At 65.7% G+C, this 18,135-nt stretch carries 18 protein-coding genes and 1 pseudogene; 10 read left to right on the top strand and 9 right to left on the bottom strand.

Going from position 1 to position 18,135, the window contains the following annotated elements:
* Window positions 1-19: 19 nt before the first annotated feature.
* Window positions 20-1,855 carry a DUF885 family protein gene (locus tag Q8Q53_RS07005; RefSeq protein WP_305701043.1) on the bottom strand — a complete coding sequence of 612 codons (1,836 nt, stop codon included), beginning with the start codon at window positions 1,853-1,855 and terminating at the stop codon, window positions 20-22.
* Window positions 1,856-2,003: 148 nt separating this feature from the next.
* Here Q8Q53_RS07005 and Q8Q53_RS07000 point away from each other — a divergent pair, with 148 nt between their 5' ends.
* Both Q8Q53_RS07000 and Q8Q53_RS06995 read left to right on the top strand, forming a co-directional pair.
* The gene (locus tag Q8Q53_RS07000) at window positions 2,004-2,630 is read left to right on the top strand and encodes a DUF937 domain-containing protein (RefSeq protein WP_305701042.1); all 627 of its coding nucleotides are present in this window, start codon (window positions 2,004-2,006) and stop codon (window positions 2,628-2,630) included.
* Window positions 2,630-2,824, top strand: a complete 195-nt coding sequence (locus Q8Q53_RS06995; protein WP_305701041.1) for a hypothetical protein — start codon at window positions 2,630-2,632, stop codon at window positions 2,822-2,824. The genes Q8Q53_RS07000 and Q8Q53_RS06995 overlap by 1 nt, the downstream gene beginning before the upstream one ends.
* A gap of 1 nt (window position 2,825) precedes the next feature.
* Here Q8Q53_RS06995 and Q8Q53_RS06990 read toward each other — a convergent pair whose 3' ends face one another.
* A complete protein-coding gene (locus tag Q8Q53_RS06990) occupies window positions 2,826-3,482 on the bottom strand; it encodes an alpha/beta hydrolase (RefSeq protein ID WP_305701040.1) in 657 nt (218 codons plus the stop codon).
* A 133-nt stretch (window positions 3,483-3,615) separates the two neighbouring features.
* Between Q8Q53_RS06990 and Q8Q53_RS06985 the strand changes: the two genes are divergently transcribed.
* Genes Q8Q53_RS06985 through Q8Q53_RS06975 form a run of 3 tightly spaced genes read left to right on the top strand, consistent with a single transcriptional unit; the run spans window position 3,616 to window position 6,040 of the window.
* Entirely contained in the window at window positions 3,616-4,644 is a 1,029-nt protein-coding gene (locus Q8Q53_RS06985; protein ID WP_305701039.1) for a cysteine desulfurase family protein, read from the top strand.
* Window positions 4,641-5,708 carry a cysteine desulfurase family protein gene (locus Q8Q53_RS06980; protein ID WP_305701038.1) on the top strand — a complete coding sequence of 356 codons (1,068 nt, stop codon included), beginning with the start codon at window positions 4,641-4,643 and terminating at the stop codon, window positions 5,706-5,708. The genes Q8Q53_RS06985 and Q8Q53_RS06980 overlap by 4 nt, the downstream gene beginning before the upstream one ends.
* Window positions 5,708-6,040: a 2Fe-2S iron-sulfur cluster-binding protein gene (locus Q8Q53_RS06975; RefSeq protein ID WP_305701037.1), complete on the top strand. Its 333-nt coding sequence runs from the start codon at window positions 5,708-5,710 to the stop codon at window positions 6,038-6,040. Before Q8Q53_RS06980 ends, Q8Q53_RS06975 begins: the two co-directional genes overlap by 1 nt.
* On the opposite strand, the gene Q8Q53_RS06970 is transcribed toward Q8Q53_RS06975, so the two are convergent.
* Window positions 6,037-7,014 carry a DUF4349 domain-containing protein gene (locus Q8Q53_RS06970; RefSeq protein WP_305701036.1) on the bottom strand — a complete coding sequence of 326 codons (978 nt, stop codon included), beginning with the start codon at window positions 7,012-7,014 and terminating at the stop codon, window positions 6,037-6,039. The two genes, Q8Q53_RS06975 and Q8Q53_RS06970, sit on opposite strands and share 4 nt — an antisense overlap.
* Window positions 7,015-7,157: 143 nt before the next feature.
* Between Q8Q53_RS06970 and parC the strand changes: the two genes are divergently transcribed.
* A complete protein-coding gene (parC, locus tag Q8Q53_RS06965; RefSeq protein WP_305701035.1) occupies window positions 7,158-9,443 on the top strand; it encodes a DNA topoisomerase IV subunit A in 2,286 nt (761 codons plus the stop codon).
* 3 nt (window positions 9,444-9,446) lie between these two features.
* Here parC and Q8Q53_RS06960 read toward each other — a convergent pair whose 3' ends face one another.
* The 6 genes and pseudogenes from Q8Q53_RS06960 to Q8Q53_RS06935 form a co-directional block, all read right to left on the bottom strand.
* Window positions 9,447-9,995 (bottom strand): hypothetical protein, encoded by a 549-nt coding sequence (locus tag Q8Q53_RS06960; protein WP_305701034.1) that lies wholly within the window; start codon window positions 9,993-9,995, stop codon window positions 9,447-9,449.
* Between the two features lie 129 nt (window positions 9,996-10,124).
* A pseudogene (locus Q8Q53_RS06955) lies at window positions 10,125-11,296 on the bottom strand (CCA tRNA nucleotidyltransferase).
* Complete coding sequence (locus Q8Q53_RS06950) at window positions 11,289-11,876, bottom strand: CoA pyrophosphatase (protein ID WP_305701033.1); 588 nt, start codon at window positions 11,874-11,876, stop codon at window positions 11,289-11,291. Before Q8Q53_RS06950 ends, Q8Q53_RS06955 begins: the two are co-directional and overlap by 8 nt.
* A complete protein-coding gene (locus Q8Q53_RS06945) occupies window positions 11,873-12,415 on the bottom strand; it encodes a DUF1285 domain-containing protein (RefSeq protein WP_305701032.1) in 543 nt (180 codons plus the stop codon). Before Q8Q53_RS06945 ends, Q8Q53_RS06950 begins: the two co-directional genes overlap by 4 nt.
* Window positions 12,416-12,438: 23 nt before the next feature.
* Window positions 12,439-12,954, bottom strand: a complete 516-nt coding sequence (locus tag Q8Q53_RS06940) for a GNAT family N-acetyltransferase (protein WP_305701031.1) — start codon at window positions 12,952-12,954, stop codon at window positions 12,439-12,441.
* Window positions 12,955-12,998: 44 nt separating this feature from the next.
* Entirely contained in the window at window positions 12,999-14,144 is a 1,146-nt protein-coding gene (locus Q8Q53_RS06935; RefSeq protein ID WP_305701030.1) for a PQQ-dependent sugar dehydrogenase, read from the bottom strand.
* Here Q8Q53_RS06935 and Q8Q53_RS06930 point away from each other — a divergent pair.
* From Q8Q53_RS06930 to folP, 4 genes are all read left to right on the top strand, one after another.
* Entirely contained in the window at window positions 14,143-14,778 is a 636-nt protein-coding gene (locus Q8Q53_RS06930) for a ribonuclease HII (RefSeq protein ID WP_305701029.1), read from the top strand. The two genes, Q8Q53_RS06935 and Q8Q53_RS06930, sit on opposite strands and share 2 nt — an antisense overlap.
* 185 nt (window positions 14,779-14,963) lie before the next feature.
* Window positions 14,964-15,302 carry a hypothetical protein gene (locus tag Q8Q53_RS06925; RefSeq protein ID WP_305701028.1) on the top strand — a complete coding sequence of 113 codons (339 nt, stop codon included), beginning with the start codon at window positions 14,964-14,966 and terminating at the stop codon, window positions 15,300-15,302.
* Between the two features lie 411 nt (window positions 15,303-15,713).
* Window positions 15,714-16,847 carry a site-specific DNA-methyltransferase gene (locus tag Q8Q53_RS06920; RefSeq protein WP_305701027.1) on the top strand — a complete coding sequence of 378 codons (1,134 nt, stop codon included), beginning with the start codon at window positions 15,714-15,716 and terminating at the stop codon, window positions 16,845-16,847.
* A gap of 170 nt (window positions 16,848-17,017) precedes the next feature.
* Window positions 17,018-18,121: a dihydropteroate synthase gene (gene folP, locus Q8Q53_RS06915; protein ID WP_305701026.1), complete on the top strand. Its 1,104-nt coding sequence runs from the start codon at window positions 17,018-17,020 to the stop codon at window positions 18,119-18,121.
* Window positions 18,122-18,135 lie beyond the last annotated feature (14 nt).

Genomic DNA, 18,135 nt, shown 5'->3' with positions numbered 1-18,135 from the left:
TGCAGGGCGGGCCAACAGGTTAGCGTTGAGCCGTCGCAATATAGCGATCGACGTTCGTGGCGAGCACATCCAGCGGCACGTTCCCGCCAGTAATCACCGCGTCGTTGAAATCACGCAGATCATAGGCGCCGCCCAATGTCTGCTGCGCGCGGGCGCGCTGGGCCAGGATCTCGCCGTGGCCCATCTTGTAGCCGCAGGCCTGTCCCGGCCAGCTGCAATAGCGGTCCACTTCCGGCGCGACATCGGAAAGGCTGGAGCCATTGGTCGTCGCGAACCACTGCACCGCATGTTCGCGCGTCCAGCGCTTGGCGTGCAGCCCGGTGTCGACCACCATCCGGCAGGCCCGGAACGCAATGGATTGCAGATAGCCCAGCTGACCGACCGGATCGTCGGCATAGATGCCCAGTTCATCGCCCAGCGTTTCGGAATAGAGCGCCCACCCTTCGGAATAGGCGTTGAAGGCCAGCAGCGTGCGGATCAGCGGCAGGCGGTTGGCATATTCCCCTTGCCAGACGTGACCGGGAATCCCCTCGTGAAACGCCAGCGTCGGCAGGCTGAAGCGGCTGTGACGGCCGGTATCGCCCAGATTGAGCCAGATCTTGCCGGGGATCGTTCCGTCGATTGACCCGGCCCCGCCATAGGCCCCCGGCGCGCCCGCTTCCTCGGCCACGGGCAGCCGGCGGATTTCCAGATTGCCCTTGACCAGCGTGCGGAACGCTTGCGGCAGCTTGGTGCGCATCGCGGCGATCTTGTCCTGCATCAGCGCAATGATTTCGGCGCGGCCCTTGTCGTCGTTGCTGAACGCAAAGCGCGGATCGTTGCCCAGCGCGGTCATCCGTTCACCGACCGTGCCGCTGGTGTAGCCCAGCTTGCGCAGGATCGGGTCCATCCGGGCCTGCAATTCGGCCAGCTGTTCCAGACCCATCCGGTGGACGTCAGCGGGGGTGTGGCGGGTGGTGGTGCTGGCGCGCAGCCCCCAGGCATACCATTCATCCCCGCGCGGGCGCGCCCACAGACCGGCGGCATCGCTGGCGCGGGCGCGCTGGGCGGTCAGCTCTGCAAGTTGCCGTTCCAGCGCGGCGGCGACCGGCCCCGCTGCGCTGTCCTTCGCACGGCGTTCCCAATCGCCGGGGATCGAGGCTGTCCGGCGAACCAGCGATTGCACGATATCGCCGCCGCTGCGGGCATCGGCCAGGGTGCGTTCGAGCTGCCGGATCGCCTTGTCGAGCAGAAAGGACGGGGCAATCGCGCCGATCCGTCCGGCGCTGACAAGCCGTTCCAGTTCGCCGTCCAGCTGGGCAGGCATTGCCGCCAGCCGCGCCAGATAAGCCTCTGCGTCGGCGGCTTCCCGCACCGGGTGATCGCCATCGAGGAAGCGCGGTGTATCGAGATAGGCCCCGACATTCTGGATCACCACGTACGGCGTGTTACGCCACCCGCCGACCGCGACATCGCCATAGGGCAGCGCAAAGCCGTCCAGCGCGACTGAGAACGCACTTTTGACCACGGCCAGGCTGATCCGCACCGCATGGTCCAGTCCTGCGGGGTCGATCGCTTGCACCTGATCAAGGCCCTTGCGCAGCAGCGCTGCCATGGCGTTCTGCCCGGCTTGCGATCGATCGCCCAACCGGCTGCGCAAGCCGGCGTGTGCGCCAGTGTCGATCCCCAGCGAGGTGGCGGCTTCGGGCGAGAGTTGCAGCAGATCCCAGGCCAGCGAATCGAGCAAGGCAGCGGCATCGCGCAGTGGCGGCGGGGCGGCCAGCTGGCCCGCGCCGCATGCCTGCAGCGTCAGTGCCGCCGTTCCTGAGCCGATCAACGAAAGCGCCTGGCGCCGGGAAAGGGAAGTGTTTGTCATGACAACGAAACTGCGTGGCCGCGCGGGCTGTGTCAAATCAGAACATGGTTAAGTCCGACCAAAGAATGGACTGGCGCGAGCGGGGGCAGTTGCGTTAGAGGACAACGGATAGAGGGACGTTATCGGGTCGCACCGAGGACCCCCGGGAATGGCAAATATGGACGTGCTGGATATGCTGCGGCGGAGTGGCGGGATCAACGCCGTCGCCAATCAACTTGGCATCAGCCCGGCAACGGCGATGGCCGGGACTGAAGCACTGGTGCCCGCAATCATTGGCGGCTTTCGCAAGACATCCGAGGCATCAGGCGGCGGCGAAGCCGGGCTTGGGGCACTCGTGACGATGCTGGGCGGACTGGGCGGCGGCGCGCTGGCGGCCAGCGTGCTTGGCCCTGATGAAACGGACGTAGCCAGGGGCAACGGCGTGCTGGGCCAGATCTTCGGCTCGAAAGATGTCAGCCGCTCGGTCGCGGCGGATGCGGCGGGCCGCACCGGGATCGACCCGGCAATCCTGAAGCAGATGTTGCCAATGCTGGCGATGCTGGTCGGGGGCTATTTTTCCGCGCGAGCGGGCGGCAGCGGCGCGCAAGGCAGCGGCGGGCTGGACGGGATCGGATCGATTCTGGGCGCAGTGCTGGGCGACAATCAGGGCGGCAACCAGAATGGCACGGCAACCGGCGGCGGTGTGCTTGGCAGCCTCGGTTCGCTGCTCGATATGGACGGCGATGGCAACGCGCTCGACGATATTCTGAATATGGCGGGCAAGCTCATCAAGTGATGAATGCAGTGCTCTCGCTGCTGGTGCTGGCAGTGCTGCTGCTGCCGGTGCTGGCGTGGTCACTGTGGCGGCGCGGCGCGCGCCAGCAGGCGGTGCTGATGCTGGTGCTGACCTTCGTGGCAGCGATCAACGTCGCGATCTGGACCTGGCCAGACGCCGCCGGGACTGCCCCGGCGGGTCAGCTTCCCCAGTAGCCTACTTGATCGGGCAATCCGGCGACAGGCGCATATCGAGGTAGTTGTCGACCGAGCGCATCAGGTCTTCCATTTCGTTTTCGAAGAAATGGTTCGCACGGGGGATTTCCTCGTGGTGGATGGTGATGTGCTTTTGCGTGCGCAGCTTGTCGACCAGCTTTTGCACGGAATTGGGCGTGACCACCGTGTCGGAAGCACCCTGCACGATGATGCCCGATGCCGGGCAGGGGGCCAGGAAGCTGAAATCATACATGTTGGCGGGCGGCGCGATCGAGATGAAGCCCCGGATTTCCGGGCGGCGCATCAACAGCTGCATGCCGATCAGCGCGCCAAAGCTGTAGCCGCCGATCCAGGTCGTGCTCGCTTCGGGGTGGATCGACTGTACCCAGTCGAGCGCGGCGGCGGCATCGGACAACTCGCCGATCCCGTTGTCAAAGCTGCCCTGGCTGCGGCCGACGCCGCGAAAGTTGAAGCGCAGCGTGGCGAAGCCGCGATTAACGAACGTTTTATACAGCGCCTGCGTGATGCGATCATTCATCGTGCCGCCGGCCTGCGGGTGCGGGTGCAGGATCATCGCCACGGGTGCGCGCGGGCGCGACGCGGGCTGGAACCGGCCTTCAAGGCGACCTTCGGGACCGGGGAAAATCACTGCGGGCATAGTCTGGCACCTGCTCTTGTAAGGCCAATTCCGCGGCGTCCGTTGATAAAGCGGCGTGCCGGACCGGATAAGGGTATGATCGGGAGAGAGGCGCTATATAGAAACGTGTCTCTTAAAAGCAACTTTTCCGAACATGACCCCTGATTCCCTTTATCTGGACCACGCTGCCACCACGCCGCTGCTGCCCGCAGCGCGCGACGCGTTGCTGCATGGCTTTGCGATCTGGGCCAATCCGTCCAGCCCGCACAAGCCCGGCCGGGCGGCGCGGGCCGCGCTGGAAGAGGCCCGCGCACGGCTGAAGGCCGCGCTTTGCTGGGACGGTGAAGTGATCTTCACCGGCGGCGCGAGCGAGGCGCTGGCGCTGGCGATCACCCGCTGCGTCCTGCCTCTGGCGGGCGTCTCAGTGGTGGAGCATGAGGCCGTGCTACGCCATGCGGGCGACGCGGCGCGGATCGCGGTCGATGGGCTGGGGCTGGTCGATCCGGCGGCCTGTGCGCTGCCGGGGCTGGTCGCGGTCCAGCAGGCCAATAACGAAACCGGCGTGATGCAGCCGCTGGAGGCCATCGCCGCTGCGGTGCGCGGGGCGGGCGGCTTGCTGCTGGCGGATTGCGCCCAGGGCGTGGGCAAGCTGGCGCTGCCCGATGCCGATCTGATCGCATTGTCAGCCCACAAGTTCGGCGGGCCGATTGGCGTGGGCGCGCTGCTGGTGCGCGATTGGGCGCTGCTGCGCCCCACCGGCGGGCAGGAGCGTGGCTATCGCGGCGGAACCGAGAACCTGCCGGGCGTGCTGGCGATGGTCGCGGCGCTGGAAGCGGGGGCGGACTGGCTGGATCATGCGGTTGAATTGCGCGACCGGCTGGATACGGCGATCGCGGCGGCGGGCGGTGTGTCTATTGCGGAAGGAACGGCGCGGGTGCCGACCATTGCGGCTTACCGGATGCCGGGCAAGTCGGCCAACGCCCAGCTGATCCGGTTTGATGGCATGGGCATTGCGGTTTCGGCGGGCAGCGCCTGTTCTTCGGGCTCGCTGCGCACCAGCCATGTGCTGGACGCGATGGGGATCGAAGGCGCGAACGAAGTCATCCGGGTGAGCATCGGGCGCGAGACGAGCCTGGCCGAGATCGACCGCTTCATCGCCGCCTGGCAGCAGGTGGCCGGGTGACCTATCTCGATTATCAGGCGACCACACCGCTCGCGCCCGAAGCGCGCGACGCGATGCTGCGCTGGCTGGCGGATGACGGCTTTGCCAACCCGCACAGCGCACACCGGCCCGGCCGCGCGGCGGCGGCTGCGGTGGAAGTGGCGCGCGATTCGGTCGCCGCGCTGTTCCCGCCGGGCGGCAAGGTCGTGTTTACCGGCAGCGCGACCGAGGCGATCAATCTGGCGATCCGGGGCGGGCCGTATGGCCCGGCCGCCGTCTCCGCGATCGAACACGCCGCCGTGCGCGATACGGCGCGCTGGTTTGGCGAGGACTTTGAACTGCCGGTCGGTGCGGACGGCGTAATCGATCCGGAAGTGCCGTTCCCCGCCGAGGCCAAGCTGATCGCCGTGATGCAGGTCAACAACGAGATCGGCACGATCCAGCCGACCGGGCGGCTGGCGGAGCGCGCGAAAGCGACGGGCGCGTTGTTCCTGTGCGATGCGGTGCAGGGCGCGGGCAAAATCGCGCCCCCGGCCGGGGCGGACCTGATCGCGGTATCGGCGCACAAGCTCTATGGACCAAAAGGGATCGGCGCACTGTGGGTCCGCGATGGGGTGCAATTGTCCCCCGTGATCCTCGGCGGTGGGCAGGAGGGCGGCCTGCGCTCCGGCACGCTGTCACCTGCGCTCTGCGCCGGGTTCGGGGCGGCGGCGGCGCTGTCGCTGGCCCGGATGGAGGCGGACGCCGCCCATGTTGCAACGCTGCGCGATGCCGCGCGCGATGTGCTGGCGCGCTGGACGCTAAACGGCAGCGCGGAGCAGCGCTGGCCTGGCAACCTCAACTTGCGGCTCGATGGGCTGGACGTTGGCCGGTTGATGAGCGAATGCCGGACGATTGCCTTTTCCGCCGGATCGGCCTGCGCCAGCGGCTCCGGCCGGCCCAGCCACGTGCTGGCGGCATTGGGCCTCAGCGCGGCGCAGGCGAAGAATTCGATCCGCTTGGGTTTCGGGCGCTATACGACTAGGGACGAACTTATCGAGGCTTGCCGCACACTGGATGCCGCAGCCCGCTCGCAAGGGGTGTAATGGTCAAAGTCACGTTCATCACGGCGCAGGGCGACAAGGTCGAAGTCAGCGGGGCAGCGGGCGATTGCCTGCTCGATGTGGCGCAGCACGCCGATATGCCGCTGGAAGGCACCTGCGAAGGGCAGATGGCCTGCTCCACCTGCCACGTGGTCATCGCGCCAGACTGGTTCGCCAAGCTGCCCCGTGCCAGCGAGGATGAGGAGGATATGCTCGATCTGGCCGCTGGCGTTACCCGCACCAGCCGGCTGTCGTGCCAGATCACGCTGACCGAGGAGGTGGACGGGCTGGAAGTGCGAATTCCGGGGGAAAGCCGGGATATGCAGCGCCGTTAAGGCGCTACCGAGCCGCGTTGCAGCAAGCGGCGCACCCGGCGCCACAGCCAGCGGACCCCCACCACAAACAGCGAGATCGGCACCAGCGCGACCGTGAGGGCGATCAGGCCTGCGATCACCCCGCCAAAGATCGTGCCAAGGCTGCCCAGCACCGCCTTGATCGGGCTGAGGAAGCTGCTGCCGGACCGGTTTTCGCTTTCATACTCGATGGTGACCTTGCTGAATTCGACCCGGCCTTGCAGCTCCTTCAGCCAGCTTTGCGCCTCGTCGATTTCCTGGTTCACTTCGGCCACGCCGCGCTCAGCCTCGATCAGTTCGGCCACGGTGCCTTTGCGGGTGGCGAGCAGTTCCATCAGCCGATCGCGCAGCAGCACGCGGGCGCGCAATTTGGCCTCGGTATCGACGATCTGCTTGGACAAGTCCTCGCCGCTGACCGCACTGGAAATCTGTTCGCCGTCCAACCCTTGCGCGATTTTTTCCAGCTGAGCGCCAAAGCCCTGCGCTTGTGGTGCCGCCACTTCGAGCAGCAGCTTGCCATAGGCATAGTCCTCGTCCGCGCCGGACTGGCTCATTTCCATCACGCGGCAGCTTTGCGGCCCCATTTTCTTGCACAAGTCGGCGTGGCCGCGTTGCAGGTCCGGCAGGCTGTTGGCGGCAACGCGAAAGCCGAACGAATAGGCATAGGCAATCCGCGCCGCCGCGACCGGAGCTGCGGCAGGGTCGGTCTGAACCGCCGCATTGGACGCCGCTTTTCCGGCATCGCTGCGTGCTTCCGCTTGCTTGTCCCGCAGCAACTGGGGGCGCTCTACCGCTTCCGCAAAGCCGAACTTGTTCTGTGGGGCTGCCCCTTCTGCGCTGGGCTTTTTCAAATCGTAGGACATGAGCTTTGGCTGCTCAGCAGCCTCCTCGGCCTTCTCGCCACAGGCCGACAAGAGCGCCAGTGCAGGCAGGGCAAACCGGATCAAGTGCTTCATTTCGCCTGCCTCTCCACGCCGCGAGTCTCGGTAGCAGCCTAACCGCTTAGGTTTCCAAACAGAAGTCCCGCGCGTTTTCCCTCTGGATAAGGCTGGGTTTGCGCTTGGCGCGCCGATTCCGCGCCTGCTAGAGCGTTCCCGATATGGCCATAGACACCACCGAACCCGATCCGTTTGACGCCATCGTCGATGCGCCGTTCGATGCGGCGTTGTCCGAGCGGTATCTGGTCTATGCGCTCTCCACGATCACCGCGCGGTCGCTGCCCGATCTGCGCGACGGGTTGAAGCCGGTCCACCGCCGCCTGCTCTGGGCGATGCGGCAGCTGAAGCTGGACCCCAGCCAGGCCTACAAGAAATCCGCCCGCGTGGTGGGGGACGTGATCGGCAAGTATCACCCGCATGGCGATCAGTCGGTTTATGACGCGATGGTCCGGCTCGCGCAGGATTTCAGCCTGCGTTACCCACTGGTCGACGGGCAGGGCAATTTCGGCAACATCGACGGCGATAACGCCGCCGCCTATCGCTACACCGAAGCGCGGCTGACCAAGACCGCGATCCAGCTGATGGCCGGGCTGGACGAAGGCACCGTCAACTTCATCCCGACCTACAACGGTGAAGAGGAAGAGCCGGAGATTTTCCCCGGCATCTTCCCCAACCTGCTGGCCAACGGTTCCAGCGGGATCGCGGTGGGCATGGCGACATCGATCCCCAGCCACAACGTGGCCGAGATCATCGACGCAACGCTGCTGCTGATCGACAATCCGCACGTTGAACACGCGCAATTGATGGAAGTGTTCCACGGCCCGGACTTCGCGACCGGCGGCGTGGTGGTGGATAGCCCGGCGGCGCTGTCGCATGCCTATGAAACCGGCAAGGGCGCGATACGGGTGCGCGGGCGGTTCTCCACCGGGCGCGAAGCCGATGGCAGCTGGGAGCCGACCGGCATCGAAAAGCTGGGCAGCGGGCAGTGGCAGCTGGTGATCAGCGAGATCCCCTACATGCTGCAAAAGGGCAAGCTGATCGAGCAGGTCGCCCAGCTTATCGCTGACAAGAAGCTGCCGATCCTTGAGGATATCCGCGACGAATCCGATGAACAGATCCGGCTGGTGTTCGTGCCCAAAAGCCGCAACATCGATCCGGAACTGCTCAAGGAATCGCTCTACAAGCTGACCGATCTGGAAAGCCGGTTTTCGCTCAACCTCAACGTGCTGGATGCCACCCGCACCCCCGGCGTGCTGGGGCTGAAGCTGTTGCTGCAGGAATGGGTGATCGCCCAGATCGATATCCTGCTGCGCCGCAGCCAGCACCGGCTGGACAAGATCGCCGCGCGGCTGGAACTGCTCCAGGGCTATATCATCGCCTACCTCAACCTCGACCGGATCATCGAGATCATCCGGACCGAGGATGAGCCGAAGCCGGTGATGATGGCCGAATTCCAGCTGAATGACCGGCAGGCCGAAGCGATCCTCAACATGCGGCTGCGCTCCTTGCGCAAGCTGGAGGAAATGGAACTGCGCCGCGAATTCGACGAGCTGGTGGCCGAGCAGGAGGAACTGCAAAAGCTGCTCGACAGTCCCGCCCGCCAGCGCACCCGGCTGAAGCGCGATCTGACCAATCTGCGCAAGGACTACGCTGAAACCACCCTGCTGGGCCGCCGCCGCACGACCATCGCCGAAGCCGCGCCGACGGTGGAATTCAGCATGGACGCGATGATCGAAAAGGCGCCGGTCACGGTGATCCTGTCAGCCAGGGGCTGGATTCGCGGGGCCAGCGGGCACGAGCCAGAGGGCAAGGAGTTCAAGTTCAAGGAAGGCGACGGCCCGGCCTTCGCGCTCCATGCGCAGACCACCGACAAGCTGCTGATCGCCTGCGACAATGGCCGGTTCTATACGCTGGGGGCCGACAAGCTGCCCTCCGCACGTGGGTTTGGTGAACCGATCCGGACGATGCTGGATATCGACGCCAGCGCGCAGATCATCGCGCTGATCCCCTACAAGCCCAAGGGGCAGCTGCTGCTGGCCAGCAACATCGGACGCGGCTTCGTGGCTGAAATGGACGAATTGCTGGCCGAAACCCGCAAGGGCCGGGGGGTGATGACCACCAAGCCCGATGTGAAGCTGACCGTGGTGCGCGAAGTCCCGGCGGAGCATGACCACATCGCCGTGGTCGGCGACAACCGCAAGCTGGTGGTCTTCGCGCTGTCGGAAATGCCGGTGCTGGCCAAGGGGCAGGGCGTAACCCTGCAACGCTACCGCGACGGCGGGCTGTCCGACGCGATCACGCTGCGGCTGGAAGACGGCCTCAGCTGGACCATGGGCGGCGAAACGGGCCGGACCCGCACCGAAAAGGACGTGGTGATGTGGAAAGTCGCGCGCGGGGCGGCGGGGCGGATGCCGCCGACGGGCTTCCCGCGCGACAACAAGTTCTGATCGTCAGCTGGCCGGGGCCGCGGGTGCGGCTGCCGCACTTTTCGCCAGCGCCTCTTGCAACTGCTGGCTGGTGATCCGCAGCATCGGCCCGGAATCGTCGGCGCTGAACAGGTCGCGGTTCAGCGAAAACGTTTGTGAGGATCCTTCGATGACGATCGTGCCGTCTTCGTTCACGGTCTTGATCGTGCCTACGCCTACGCCATCGGCGCCGCGCAGGGCATTTCCGGCGACCAGTGCAGCATCCAGCTTTGCCTTGGCCTGCTGGTTGGCAGCTTCAATCGCGTCATCCAACTGGGCCTTGGTATAGCCGATCACCGGGCCCTTCGCGCCCTGGGCGAAGGATGCACCGCCGAGTGCGGCTGCGTTCTTGCCCGTGTTGATGGTGACGATATCCCCGTCGATCCGTTCGACCTGGCCCACTTCGTTGCCTTGCGGGCCATACACGGTGACACCTACCGAAACGCCCGCTGCCGCAATGCTCTGGGCCTGAGCTGCTACTGACCACCCAGCCAGCGCCGTGACGCCGATTGCGATCGTCTGCTTGAACTTCATTAAATCGGTCCTTCCCGTTGATGTGGTGTAGGCAGAGTTGATTGCGGACTGTCTGCCGAAGGATCAACGCTTGGGGCGGTGGACCGGGCCTCAGGTCCGATGAGTTGAGCCGGAACCGATTATTGCGTGTTAGTCCAGTAAATCGGTTAGAATTGCATTGACGCGGGCGCTATCCGGGAAATCTTCGTTAAGCCACTGCGCCTCAACCGCGCGAAGGATCCGGGCGACTTCAGGCCCGGCGCCAACCCCACGTGCGACGATGTCGCCGCCTTTCAGCCTGAAGATCGGGATGTCCCAGCCTTGCAAGGGCGCCGTATCCGCTCCGGTCAGCAGCAAGCGGTCCAGCGCAGATTCCCGGCCGAGGCGATAGGCGAGGGCGCGGGCCTCAATTTCCTCCCCGTGCCGGGGAGGAAGCGGGCAGCCGCCAGTGTCAGGCGCTTTTTCTGCGTGCCGGACAGGCGGAAGCGGCTGGCGATTTTTTCGGCCAGGGCGGGATCGGCGGGCAGCAGGGCGGCGAGGCGGCGGATCGCGTCGGGGGCGATGGCTTGCCGCGCTTCCTGCGCGACCAGCGCGGCCAGCGCGGCGGGATCGGCTTCGGGCAGGACCACCGGCAGTACGTCCAGCTGCGCCATGCGGGCGATGGTCGGCGCGGGATCGGGCAGGCCCAGCAGGTTGAGCATTTCCATCCCAACCCGCTCCCGCGACAGCCCTTTCAGCGTGGCGGCAAGGTCGGTGCAGGCCTGTTCAGCGACGCTATCGGCGGGCTGGCTGCCGAAGCGGGCCTGAAACCGGAAATAGCGCAGGATCCGCAAGTGATCCTCGCGGATGCGCTGACGGGCATCGCCGATGAAGCGCAGGCGGCGCGCGGCCAGATCGGCCAGCCCGCCGAACCAGTCGAACACTTCGCCGCTGGCCGGATCGGCATAAAGCGCGTTGATCGTGAAATCGCGGCGGGCGGCGTCGTCCTGCCAGTCCTGCGCGAAAGCCACGGTCGCGCGGCGGCCATCGGTGGAGACATCATGGCGCAGCGTGGTGATTTCCACCGGCCCGCCGGGCAGGATCGCGGTGACGGTGCCGTGTTCGATGCCGGTCGGCACGCTGCGGATGTGCGCCGTTTTCAGCCGGTCGATCACTTCGGCGGGGACCAGCGGGGTGGCGATGTCGATATCCTTGACCGCAATGCCCAGCAGCGTGTCGCGCACCGCCCCGCCGACGTAGCGTGCGTTGCCCGCGCCCAGCGCGGCGACCAGCGCGGCGAGGTCATCGCGCTGCATCCAGTCGGCGCAAAGCACCTCAGCCATGCCAGTCGATCCTTTGGGCCAGATTGGCGATGATCCCGGCGGTGACGCCCCAGATGCGGTGTTCCTGCCACATGATCTCGATATAGCGCCGTTCGCGCCCCTGCCAGAAGGCGGCATGGTGGGTGTGGTTGGCGGGGTCGAACACGAAGTCGACCGGGGCTTCGAACCACCTGGCCACTTCGGTCGGGCTGGGGTTCAGCTTGATGTCGGGCGGGACGACCGCGACGACCGGCGTGATCGCATAGCCGCTGCCGGTGCGGTAGACGTCGCTGGGGCCGATCACGGTCACGTCGCGCTCGTGGATGCCCAGTTCCTCGTAAGCCTCGCGCAGGGCGGCTTCGACCGGAGTTTCGCCGGGATCGATCTTGCCGCCCGGAAACGCGACTTGCCCGGGGTGAGAGCGCATGTTGCTGGGGCGGTGGATCAACAGGAAGCCGGGGCGGTCGCCTCGTTCCGTGATGGCCGCCAGTACGGCGGCGGGGCGCAGTTCGCTGTCGGTAAAGCCCACTTCGTCGCGGTGCTGGACCGGGCGGGCGTGGCCTTCGGCATGGAGCCGGTGCAGGCGCGGGATCAGCGTCATGGCGCAGGCACCAGCGAAAACCGCGCGCCCTGGCTGGTCAGGCACAAGTCGGCGCCCGCCAGTTCGACCAGTTGCAGCCAGGTGCTGCGGTTGATCCGGGCCTCTACCCCGTGCCGCACCAGCAGGTAGAGTGCGGGCGTTTCGGGATCGCCGCGCGCGGTCAGCGGATTGTCCGGCCCGGCCAGCACGATTTCATCGGTGTTCAGCCGGAACGCCAGTGCCCCGTCACGCTCTGACACATCGGTGGCGATGAAGGCGGCGTCCTCCACCGCAATCGCCTGCTTCTCGAACGGGGTGACCAGCCAGTGCCGGCCTTCCCCATCGCGCCACAGCAGGCTGGCAAAGGCGCGGACCATTGCCGGACGGCGGATTTCCCCGCCGTCGTGGAACCAGCGTCCGTCCGCCTTGATTACCATCAAGCTGTCGCTGACCGCCTGCGGTTGCCACTGATCAACCGGCGGCAGCTTGCGCGCCGCCACCAGCGCGGCGATTTCCGGCAGGGACAGCGAAGCAAGGTCGGGCGGAGGACTGTATGGCATTGCAATGGCGATGCCAGATCAGGTCAGCCTTTCCAAGGGCCCAGAATGCCGTCACGGGGGAGGACGGCCGGATTGCTGGTGCGCACCAGCAGGCGGTGCTGTTCAAACGGGCCGGGCAAGGTCCATCCACCGGTGTGGGCATTGGTGAAGTCCCAGAACCGGCCGTAGTATTCCGGATCGCCGATCATCACTTGCGGCAGCGGGGCATTGGGGCTGAGCGCCGACAGGCTGGCGGTCATCAGCGCCTTGCCGTAACCGGCCCCCTGCAATTCGGGCAGGACCGCGACCGGGCCGACCATGATCATGGGGTGAGCCTTGCCATCGGGGCTGTTCAGCGCGACCGGCCAGCACTGGATCGTGCCGACGAGGTGCTCATCGCTGTCGAGCGCGGCGAACGACAAGGTGGGCAGCCAGTCCATCCCTTCGCGCACCTTGTAGGCGGTTCGCTGCTGCCGCCCCGGTTCGAACGCGCGGTCCAGCAGGTCCTCGATCCATTGCGGATCGACCTGATCGAGCGGAATGAGGGCGGGCGTAGTCATCGGCGCGGGCGGATAAGCCGCCCGCGCCGGGTTGTCGATGTATTTTACCCTTTCGGCTTCGAAAGCCGCAGCATCCGCGCGTCCTTGCCGTCTTCCAGCAGCCAGATCGCGCCGTCCGGGGCCTGTTCGATTTCGCGGATGCGCTTGTCCATCGGGTGGCGGGCGACTTCGCGGGCGGTTTCGCCGTCCACCGCCACGCGCACCACACCGCTGTTCTTGGCAAGGCCTGCGATCAGCGCCTGTCCGCGCCACTGCGGGAACATCTTGCCGGTGTAGAAAATCATGTTGCCCGGCGCGATCACCGGGGTCCAGCCGAGCGCGGCTTTCGCGAATTCCGGCCGGGTGGCGTGGCGCGGGATGGCCCTGCCGTCATAGTGATCGCCGTCCGAAACCTCCGGCCAGCCATAGTTCTGTCCTGGCTTGACCAGATTGAGTTCATCCCCGCCAGCCGGGCCGTGTTCCAGATCCCAGAGCTTGCCAGTGGGATCGAACGCCAGCGCCAGAATGTTGCGGTGGCCGAGCGACCACACTTCAGCCGCGACACCGCCCTGCGCCGCAAACGGGTTGCCCGGTGCGGGCTTGCCATCGGGCAGCAGCCGCAGAACCTTGCCGAGGTTCTGCGCCATGTCCTGCGCCGGAGTGAACTTCTGCCGGTCACCCGACGCGACAAACAGATGCCGACCATCGGGCGAGAACGTCAGACGGTGCGAATAGTGGCCGCGCCCGGTAACCTTGGGTGCCTGCCGCCAGATCACTTCCAGCCCTTCCAGCCGGGGGACGCCGCCGCGCACCAGCTTGGCCCGGCCCACGGCTGCGCCGCGCGTTTCGCCGTCGCCCGCTTCGGCCCAGCTGAGATAGATCATGCCCGATCTGGCGAAATCGGGGGCGAGGATCACCTCGCCCAGACCGCCCTGACCGCCATAGGCGACCGTGGGCGCCCCGGCCACGTCCAGCACCGCTGCGCCGTCCCACAGCTTCAGCTTGCCGGACTTCTCGGTAATCAGCGCTTCCTTGCCGCCGGGCAGGAAGGTCATCGCCCAGGGCTCGTTGAATTTGGCCACTTCGGTGATGGCAAATGCGTCCTTCACTTCGCTTGCCGGCGGGGCGGGGCTGTCCCCAGCAACCGACGGGCCGCAGCTTGCGAGGAACAGGGCGAGGGGCGAAAGGGCGGTGAGGAGCGGTTTGGTCATGGATGCTATCATCGGGGTTCCGCAGCGATTTGCCAAGCACCCGTCCGACCGGTGGGTGATCGGGGTCGACGAAGCGGGGCGCGGGCCACTGGCGGGGCCGGTGGTGGCCGCCGCCTGCGTGCTGGGCGTGACCGCGCCAGATGGGCTGGACGATTCCAAAAAGCTGTCGGCCAGACGGCGCGCCGTGCTGGAACCGCTCATCGGGCAAAGCTGCGGCTGGGCGCTGGGCGTGGTTGAAGCGGACGAGATCGACCGGATCAACATTTTTGCCGCCACCATGCTGGCGATGACCCGCGCGGTCGGCGCGCTGGTGCAGGCGCTTGGGGCAGAGCCGGACGAAGTGCTGATCGACGGCAACAAGACCCCGGCGGGCCGCGTGCCGGAATGGCGTTGGACCGCGCGGGCGATCGTGGGCGGCGACGCGCTGGAACCTTGCATTTCCGCCGCCTCGATCCTTGCCAAGGAACACCGCGACCGCGTCATGCGCGCCCATGCGGAAACCTGGCCGCACTATGGCTGGGATCGCAACGCCGGATACGGCACGGCGGAGCATCTGGCGGCGCTGCGGAACCATGGCCCAACCCCGATCCACCGCCGCAGCTTTGCCCCGGTGGCGCAGCTGGTGCTGATTTAGGGGACGGCAGCTGTTCGCTTTGCCATTCTGCAAGCGGACGTTCCGACGACGGTGAAGTTGCGGACTTTCGTTTTCTTCGTCATTTGTTGCGGATGAGAAAATCAGTCTTTTTCATCTCTGCGCTCCTTGTGTCGTCGTGTGGGTCACCGGATCAGGAGCAGGCCCGCGGAAAATCGGAAACAATGATGTCCGCCGCCCACAGCATTTCCTTGGAGTTTCCACTTCAATACGGTCCCGACGATAATCCGGCGGGTTATACGAAAGTAGAAGGCGGCAAAGATCGAAGCGCTGACCCTGCACAGCTGATTTCAGCGTTGGTGCTGTGCGGCCCAGCAGTGTCATGGATCGAGAAAACCAGCCATTCAGCTGCCATCATCATGCCTTCAGAAAAAAATGTTATTTGGCAAGGCTCAACGTTTTGGCATCCGAATGACAAAGACATAATCGCTTGTATCAAGAGTAGCGCAGGGCAGCCATTTTTCTATAGAGAGTTACCGCGCGGCATCGAAACCTATAAGCAGTAGTGTTTTCTGTTTACTCGGTTTTTGGTTTTCCCAATTCTCAAAGGGTATCTCAAGCGCTGTCGTCACCCCGGACTTGATCCGGGGTCCTGCTATCTTTGCGCGCGCCATCAGGAAGCGGGATTCCGGATCAAGTCCGGGATGACGGAAGGCGAGGGGAACGGGCTGGGCCGGGGCACGCGTTGGGGGCGGTTCGCGGAATTTTTTCACTCTGAGTCCGCCGGGACACACCCCCTAGATGTTGAGTCCCGCTTGCCCGCCAAGACTCCATATCCTGTGCAGGACTCGTTCTGTTCCGCTTATCCACACCCTGCCAATACCCCGAATCCCAAGGATTCCTGCGGAGTCGCGACTTGACGCGGGACTCCAAATGACTCACCCTGTGGATAACTTACGGGGGTTGAATACGGTTTTATGGGTCAGTTGCTGGTTGGTGAAAAGGCGCGCCTGCGTGCCGTAAAGGAAGTTGCGCGCCCGGATCTTCCGGTGGGCCGGATCCTCGATGGCGACTGCATCGAGGCGATGCGCAGCCTGCCCGATGCCTGTGTCGACATGATCTTCGCCGACCCGCCCTATAACCTGCAGCTGGGCGGCGATCTGTCGCGCCCGGATGGCAGCCATGTCGATGCGGTAACCGATCACTGGGACCAGTTCGACAGCTTTGCCGCCTATGACAAGTTCAGCCGCGAATGGCTGACCGAGGCGCGGCGCGTGCTGAAGCCCAACGGTTCGCTGTGGGTGATCGGCAGCTATCACAACATCTTCCGGCTGGGCGCGATGTTGCAGGACATGGGGTTCTGGATCCTGAACGACATCGTCTGGCGCAAGGCCAACCCGATGCCGAACTTCAAGGGCACGCGCTTTACCAACGCGCACGAAACGCTGATCTGGTGCTCGATGGGGGAGAAGGCGAAATACACCTTCAACTATCGCGCGATGAAGACGCTGAACGATGAATTGCAGATGCGCTCTGACTGGGTGCTGCCGATCTGCGGCGGGCAGGAGCGGCTTAAGAAGGAAGGCCACAAGGTCCACCCGACTCAAAAGCCCGAAGCGCTGCTCTACCGGGTGATGCTGGCCACCACCAACAAGGGCGACGTGGTGCTGGACCCGTTCTTCGGCACCGGCACGACCGGCGCGGTGGCCAAGCGGCTGGGCCGCGACTGGATCGGGTGTGAGCGCGAGGGGATCTACCGCGAAGCCGCGCTGGAGCGGATCGAACTGGCGCTGCCGCTGGACGAATCCGCGATCACCACGATGCAAAGCCCCAGGTCCGCGCCCAAGGTGGCGTTCGGGACGCTGGTTGAAACGGGTCTGATCGCGCCGGGCACCGTGCTGCTCGACAAGAAGCGCCGGATGACGGCCACGGTGCGCGCCGACGGCTCGCTGGTGGCGGGGGCCGATTTCGGCTCGATCCACGGGCTGGGGGCCAAGCTGCAAGGCGCGCCCTCGTGCAACGGCTGGACGTTCTGGCACATCGAGCATCAGGGCGAATTCAAGCCGATCGACGCACTGCGCCAGACCTATTTGCTCGCCACCGAGGACTAACCTTTATGATCGTCATCCTGAACTTGTTTCAGGATCCATCGCGCCACACACTTGATGGCATCGGTTGGGCAGCTAACCTCCGGGCTGCGCGCTAATCGCAACCTTGCGGTGAAACGCGGGATGGAAGCTGAAACAAGTTCAGCATGACGGGGTTTGGGTAAGGGCAGAACATGACACGCACGCACTACCTTCGCCCGATCGCCCTGGCCGAATCCCCGCAAAGCGAGGAAGGCGCGGCTGTGCGGCTGGCGGGCGGGATGGTCTATGCCAGCCGCTTCGCGCTGATCGTGCGCGAGGGCGGCAAAGTGGTATCGCGCGAACGCTTTGGCGTGCGCGAACTGGAAGCGGCGCTGCCGGACCTGCCCGAAGCGGTGCGAGAGCAGTGGGACAACTTGCGCCGCGCCCACGCGCCGCTGCAATGCGGCGCGCGCACCGTGCGGCTCGATCAGCCGCAGGTCATGGGCATCCTTAACGTCACGCCTGACAGTTTTTCCGATGGCGGCCAGTTTATGGACGATCCGGCCGTGGCCAACGCCCATGCCTCGGCCATGCTGGAGGCCGGAGCGGCGCTGATCGACGTTGGCGGGGAAAGCACCCGCCCCGGTGCGGCGGCGGTGTGGGAAGGGGACGAGCTCAAGCGCGTGATCCCGGCGGTTGAGCGGCTGGCGGCAATGGGCGCGGCGATCAGCATCGATACCCGCCGCCCCGGCGTGATGGAAGCCGCGCTGGCGGCGGGCGCGCACGTGATCAACGATGTCTCCGCGCTGCGCCACGATCCGCGCAGCCTGGAATTCGCCGCAGGCAGCGGCGCGCCGGTGGTGCTGATGCACGCGCCGGGAGAAGGCGAGGACCTGCACGGGGCCGCCGACTACACCGATGTCGTGCTGGACGTGTTTGACTGGCTGGCCGCGCGCTGCGCTGCCGCGCTGGCGGCGGGCATTGCGCGCGACCGGATCGTGCTCGATCCCGGCATCGGCTTTGGCAAGTCGCTGGCGGACAACCTTGCGCTGATGAATGCACTGCCGCTGTTCCACGCGCTGGGCCAGCCGCTGTTGCTGGGGGCCAGCCGCAAGCGGATGATCGGCGCGCTGTCGAACGAGGTTCCGGCACATCACCGCGTCGCGGGCAGTGTGGCGCTCGCGCTGAAGGGCATGGACGCGGGCGTGCAATTGCTGCGCGTGCATGATGTGCCCGAAACGATGCAGGCGCTACGCGTCTGGCGCGGTTTGCGCGATGCGGCGCTGACCGATTTCAGCCAGTTGCCGCCGCTCTAGATCCCTTCACCGCC

Source organism: Novosphingobium sp. (assembly GCF_030699305.1).
GTDB lineage: Bacteria > Pseudomonadota > Alphaproteobacteria > Sphingomonadales > Sphingomonadaceae > Novosphingobium.
This window is presented reverse-complemented; position numbering and strand designations above follow the sequence as displayed.

Coding starts and splice junctions, on each gene's coding strand:
- Q8Q53_RS07005 (WP_305701043.1), bottom strand. CDS start 1,855: ATGACAAACACTTCCCTTTCCCGGCGCCAGGCGCTTTCGTTGATCGGC.
- Q8Q53_RS07000 (WP_305701042.1), top strand. CDS start 2,004: ATGGCAAATATGGACGTGCTGGATATGCTGCGGCGGAGTGGCGGGATC.
- Q8Q53_RS06995 (WP_305701041.1), top strand. CDS start 2,630: ATGAATGCAGTGCTCTCGCTGCTGGTGCTGGCAGTGCTGCTGCTGCCG.
- Q8Q53_RS06990 (WP_305701040.1), bottom strand. CDS start 3,482: ATGCCCGCAGTGATTTTCCCCGGTCCCGAAGGTCGCCTTGAAGGCCGG.
- Q8Q53_RS06985 (WP_305701039.1), top strand. CDS start 3,616: ATGACCCCTGATTCCCTTTATCTGGACCACGCTGCCACCACGCCGCTG.
- Q8Q53_RS06975 (WP_305701037.1), top strand. CDS start 5,708: ATGGTCAAAGTCACGTTCATCACGGCGCAGGGCGACAAGGTCGAAGTC.
- Q8Q53_RS06970 (WP_305701036.1), bottom strand. CDS start 7,014: ATGAAGCACTTGATCCGGTTTGCCCTGCCTGCACTGGCGCTCTTGTCG.
- parC (WP_305701035.1), top strand. CDS start 7,158: ATGGCCATAGACACCACCGAACCCGATCCGTTTGACGCCATCGTCGAT.
- Q8Q53_RS06960 (WP_305701034.1), bottom strand. CDS start 9,995: ATGAAGTTCAAGCAGACGATCGCAATCGGCGTCACGGCGCTGGCTGGG.
- Q8Q53_RS06950 (WP_305701033.1), bottom strand. CDS start 11,876: ATGACGCTGATCCCGCGCCTGCACCGGCTCCATGCCGAAGGCCACGCC.
- Q8Q53_RS06945 (WP_305701032.1), bottom strand. CDS start 12,415: ATGCCATACAGTCCTCCGCCCGACCTTGCTTCGCTGTCCCTGCCGGAA.
- Q8Q53_RS06940 (WP_305701031.1), bottom strand. CDS start 12,954: ATGACTACGCCCGCCCTCATTCCGCTCGATCAGGTCGATCCGCAATGG.
- Q8Q53_RS06930 (WP_305701029.1), top strand. CDS start 14,143: ATGGATGCTATCATCGGGGTTCCGCAGCGATTTGCCAAGCACCCGTCC.
- Q8Q53_RS06935 (WP_305701030.1), bottom strand. CDS start 14,144: ATGACCAAACCGCTCCTCACCGCCCTTTCGCCCCTCGCCCTGTTCCTC.
- Q8Q53_RS06925 (WP_305701028.1), top strand. CDS start 14,964: ATGTCCGCCGCCCACAGCATTTCCTTGGAGTTTCCACTTCAATACGGT.
- Q8Q53_RS06920 (WP_305701027.1), top strand. CDS start 15,714: ATGGGTCAGTTGCTGGTTGGTGAAAAGGCGCGCCTGCGTGCCGTAAAG.
- folP (WP_305701026.1), top strand. CDS start 17,018: ATGACACGCACGCACTACCTTCGCCCGATCGCCCTGGCCGAATCCCCG.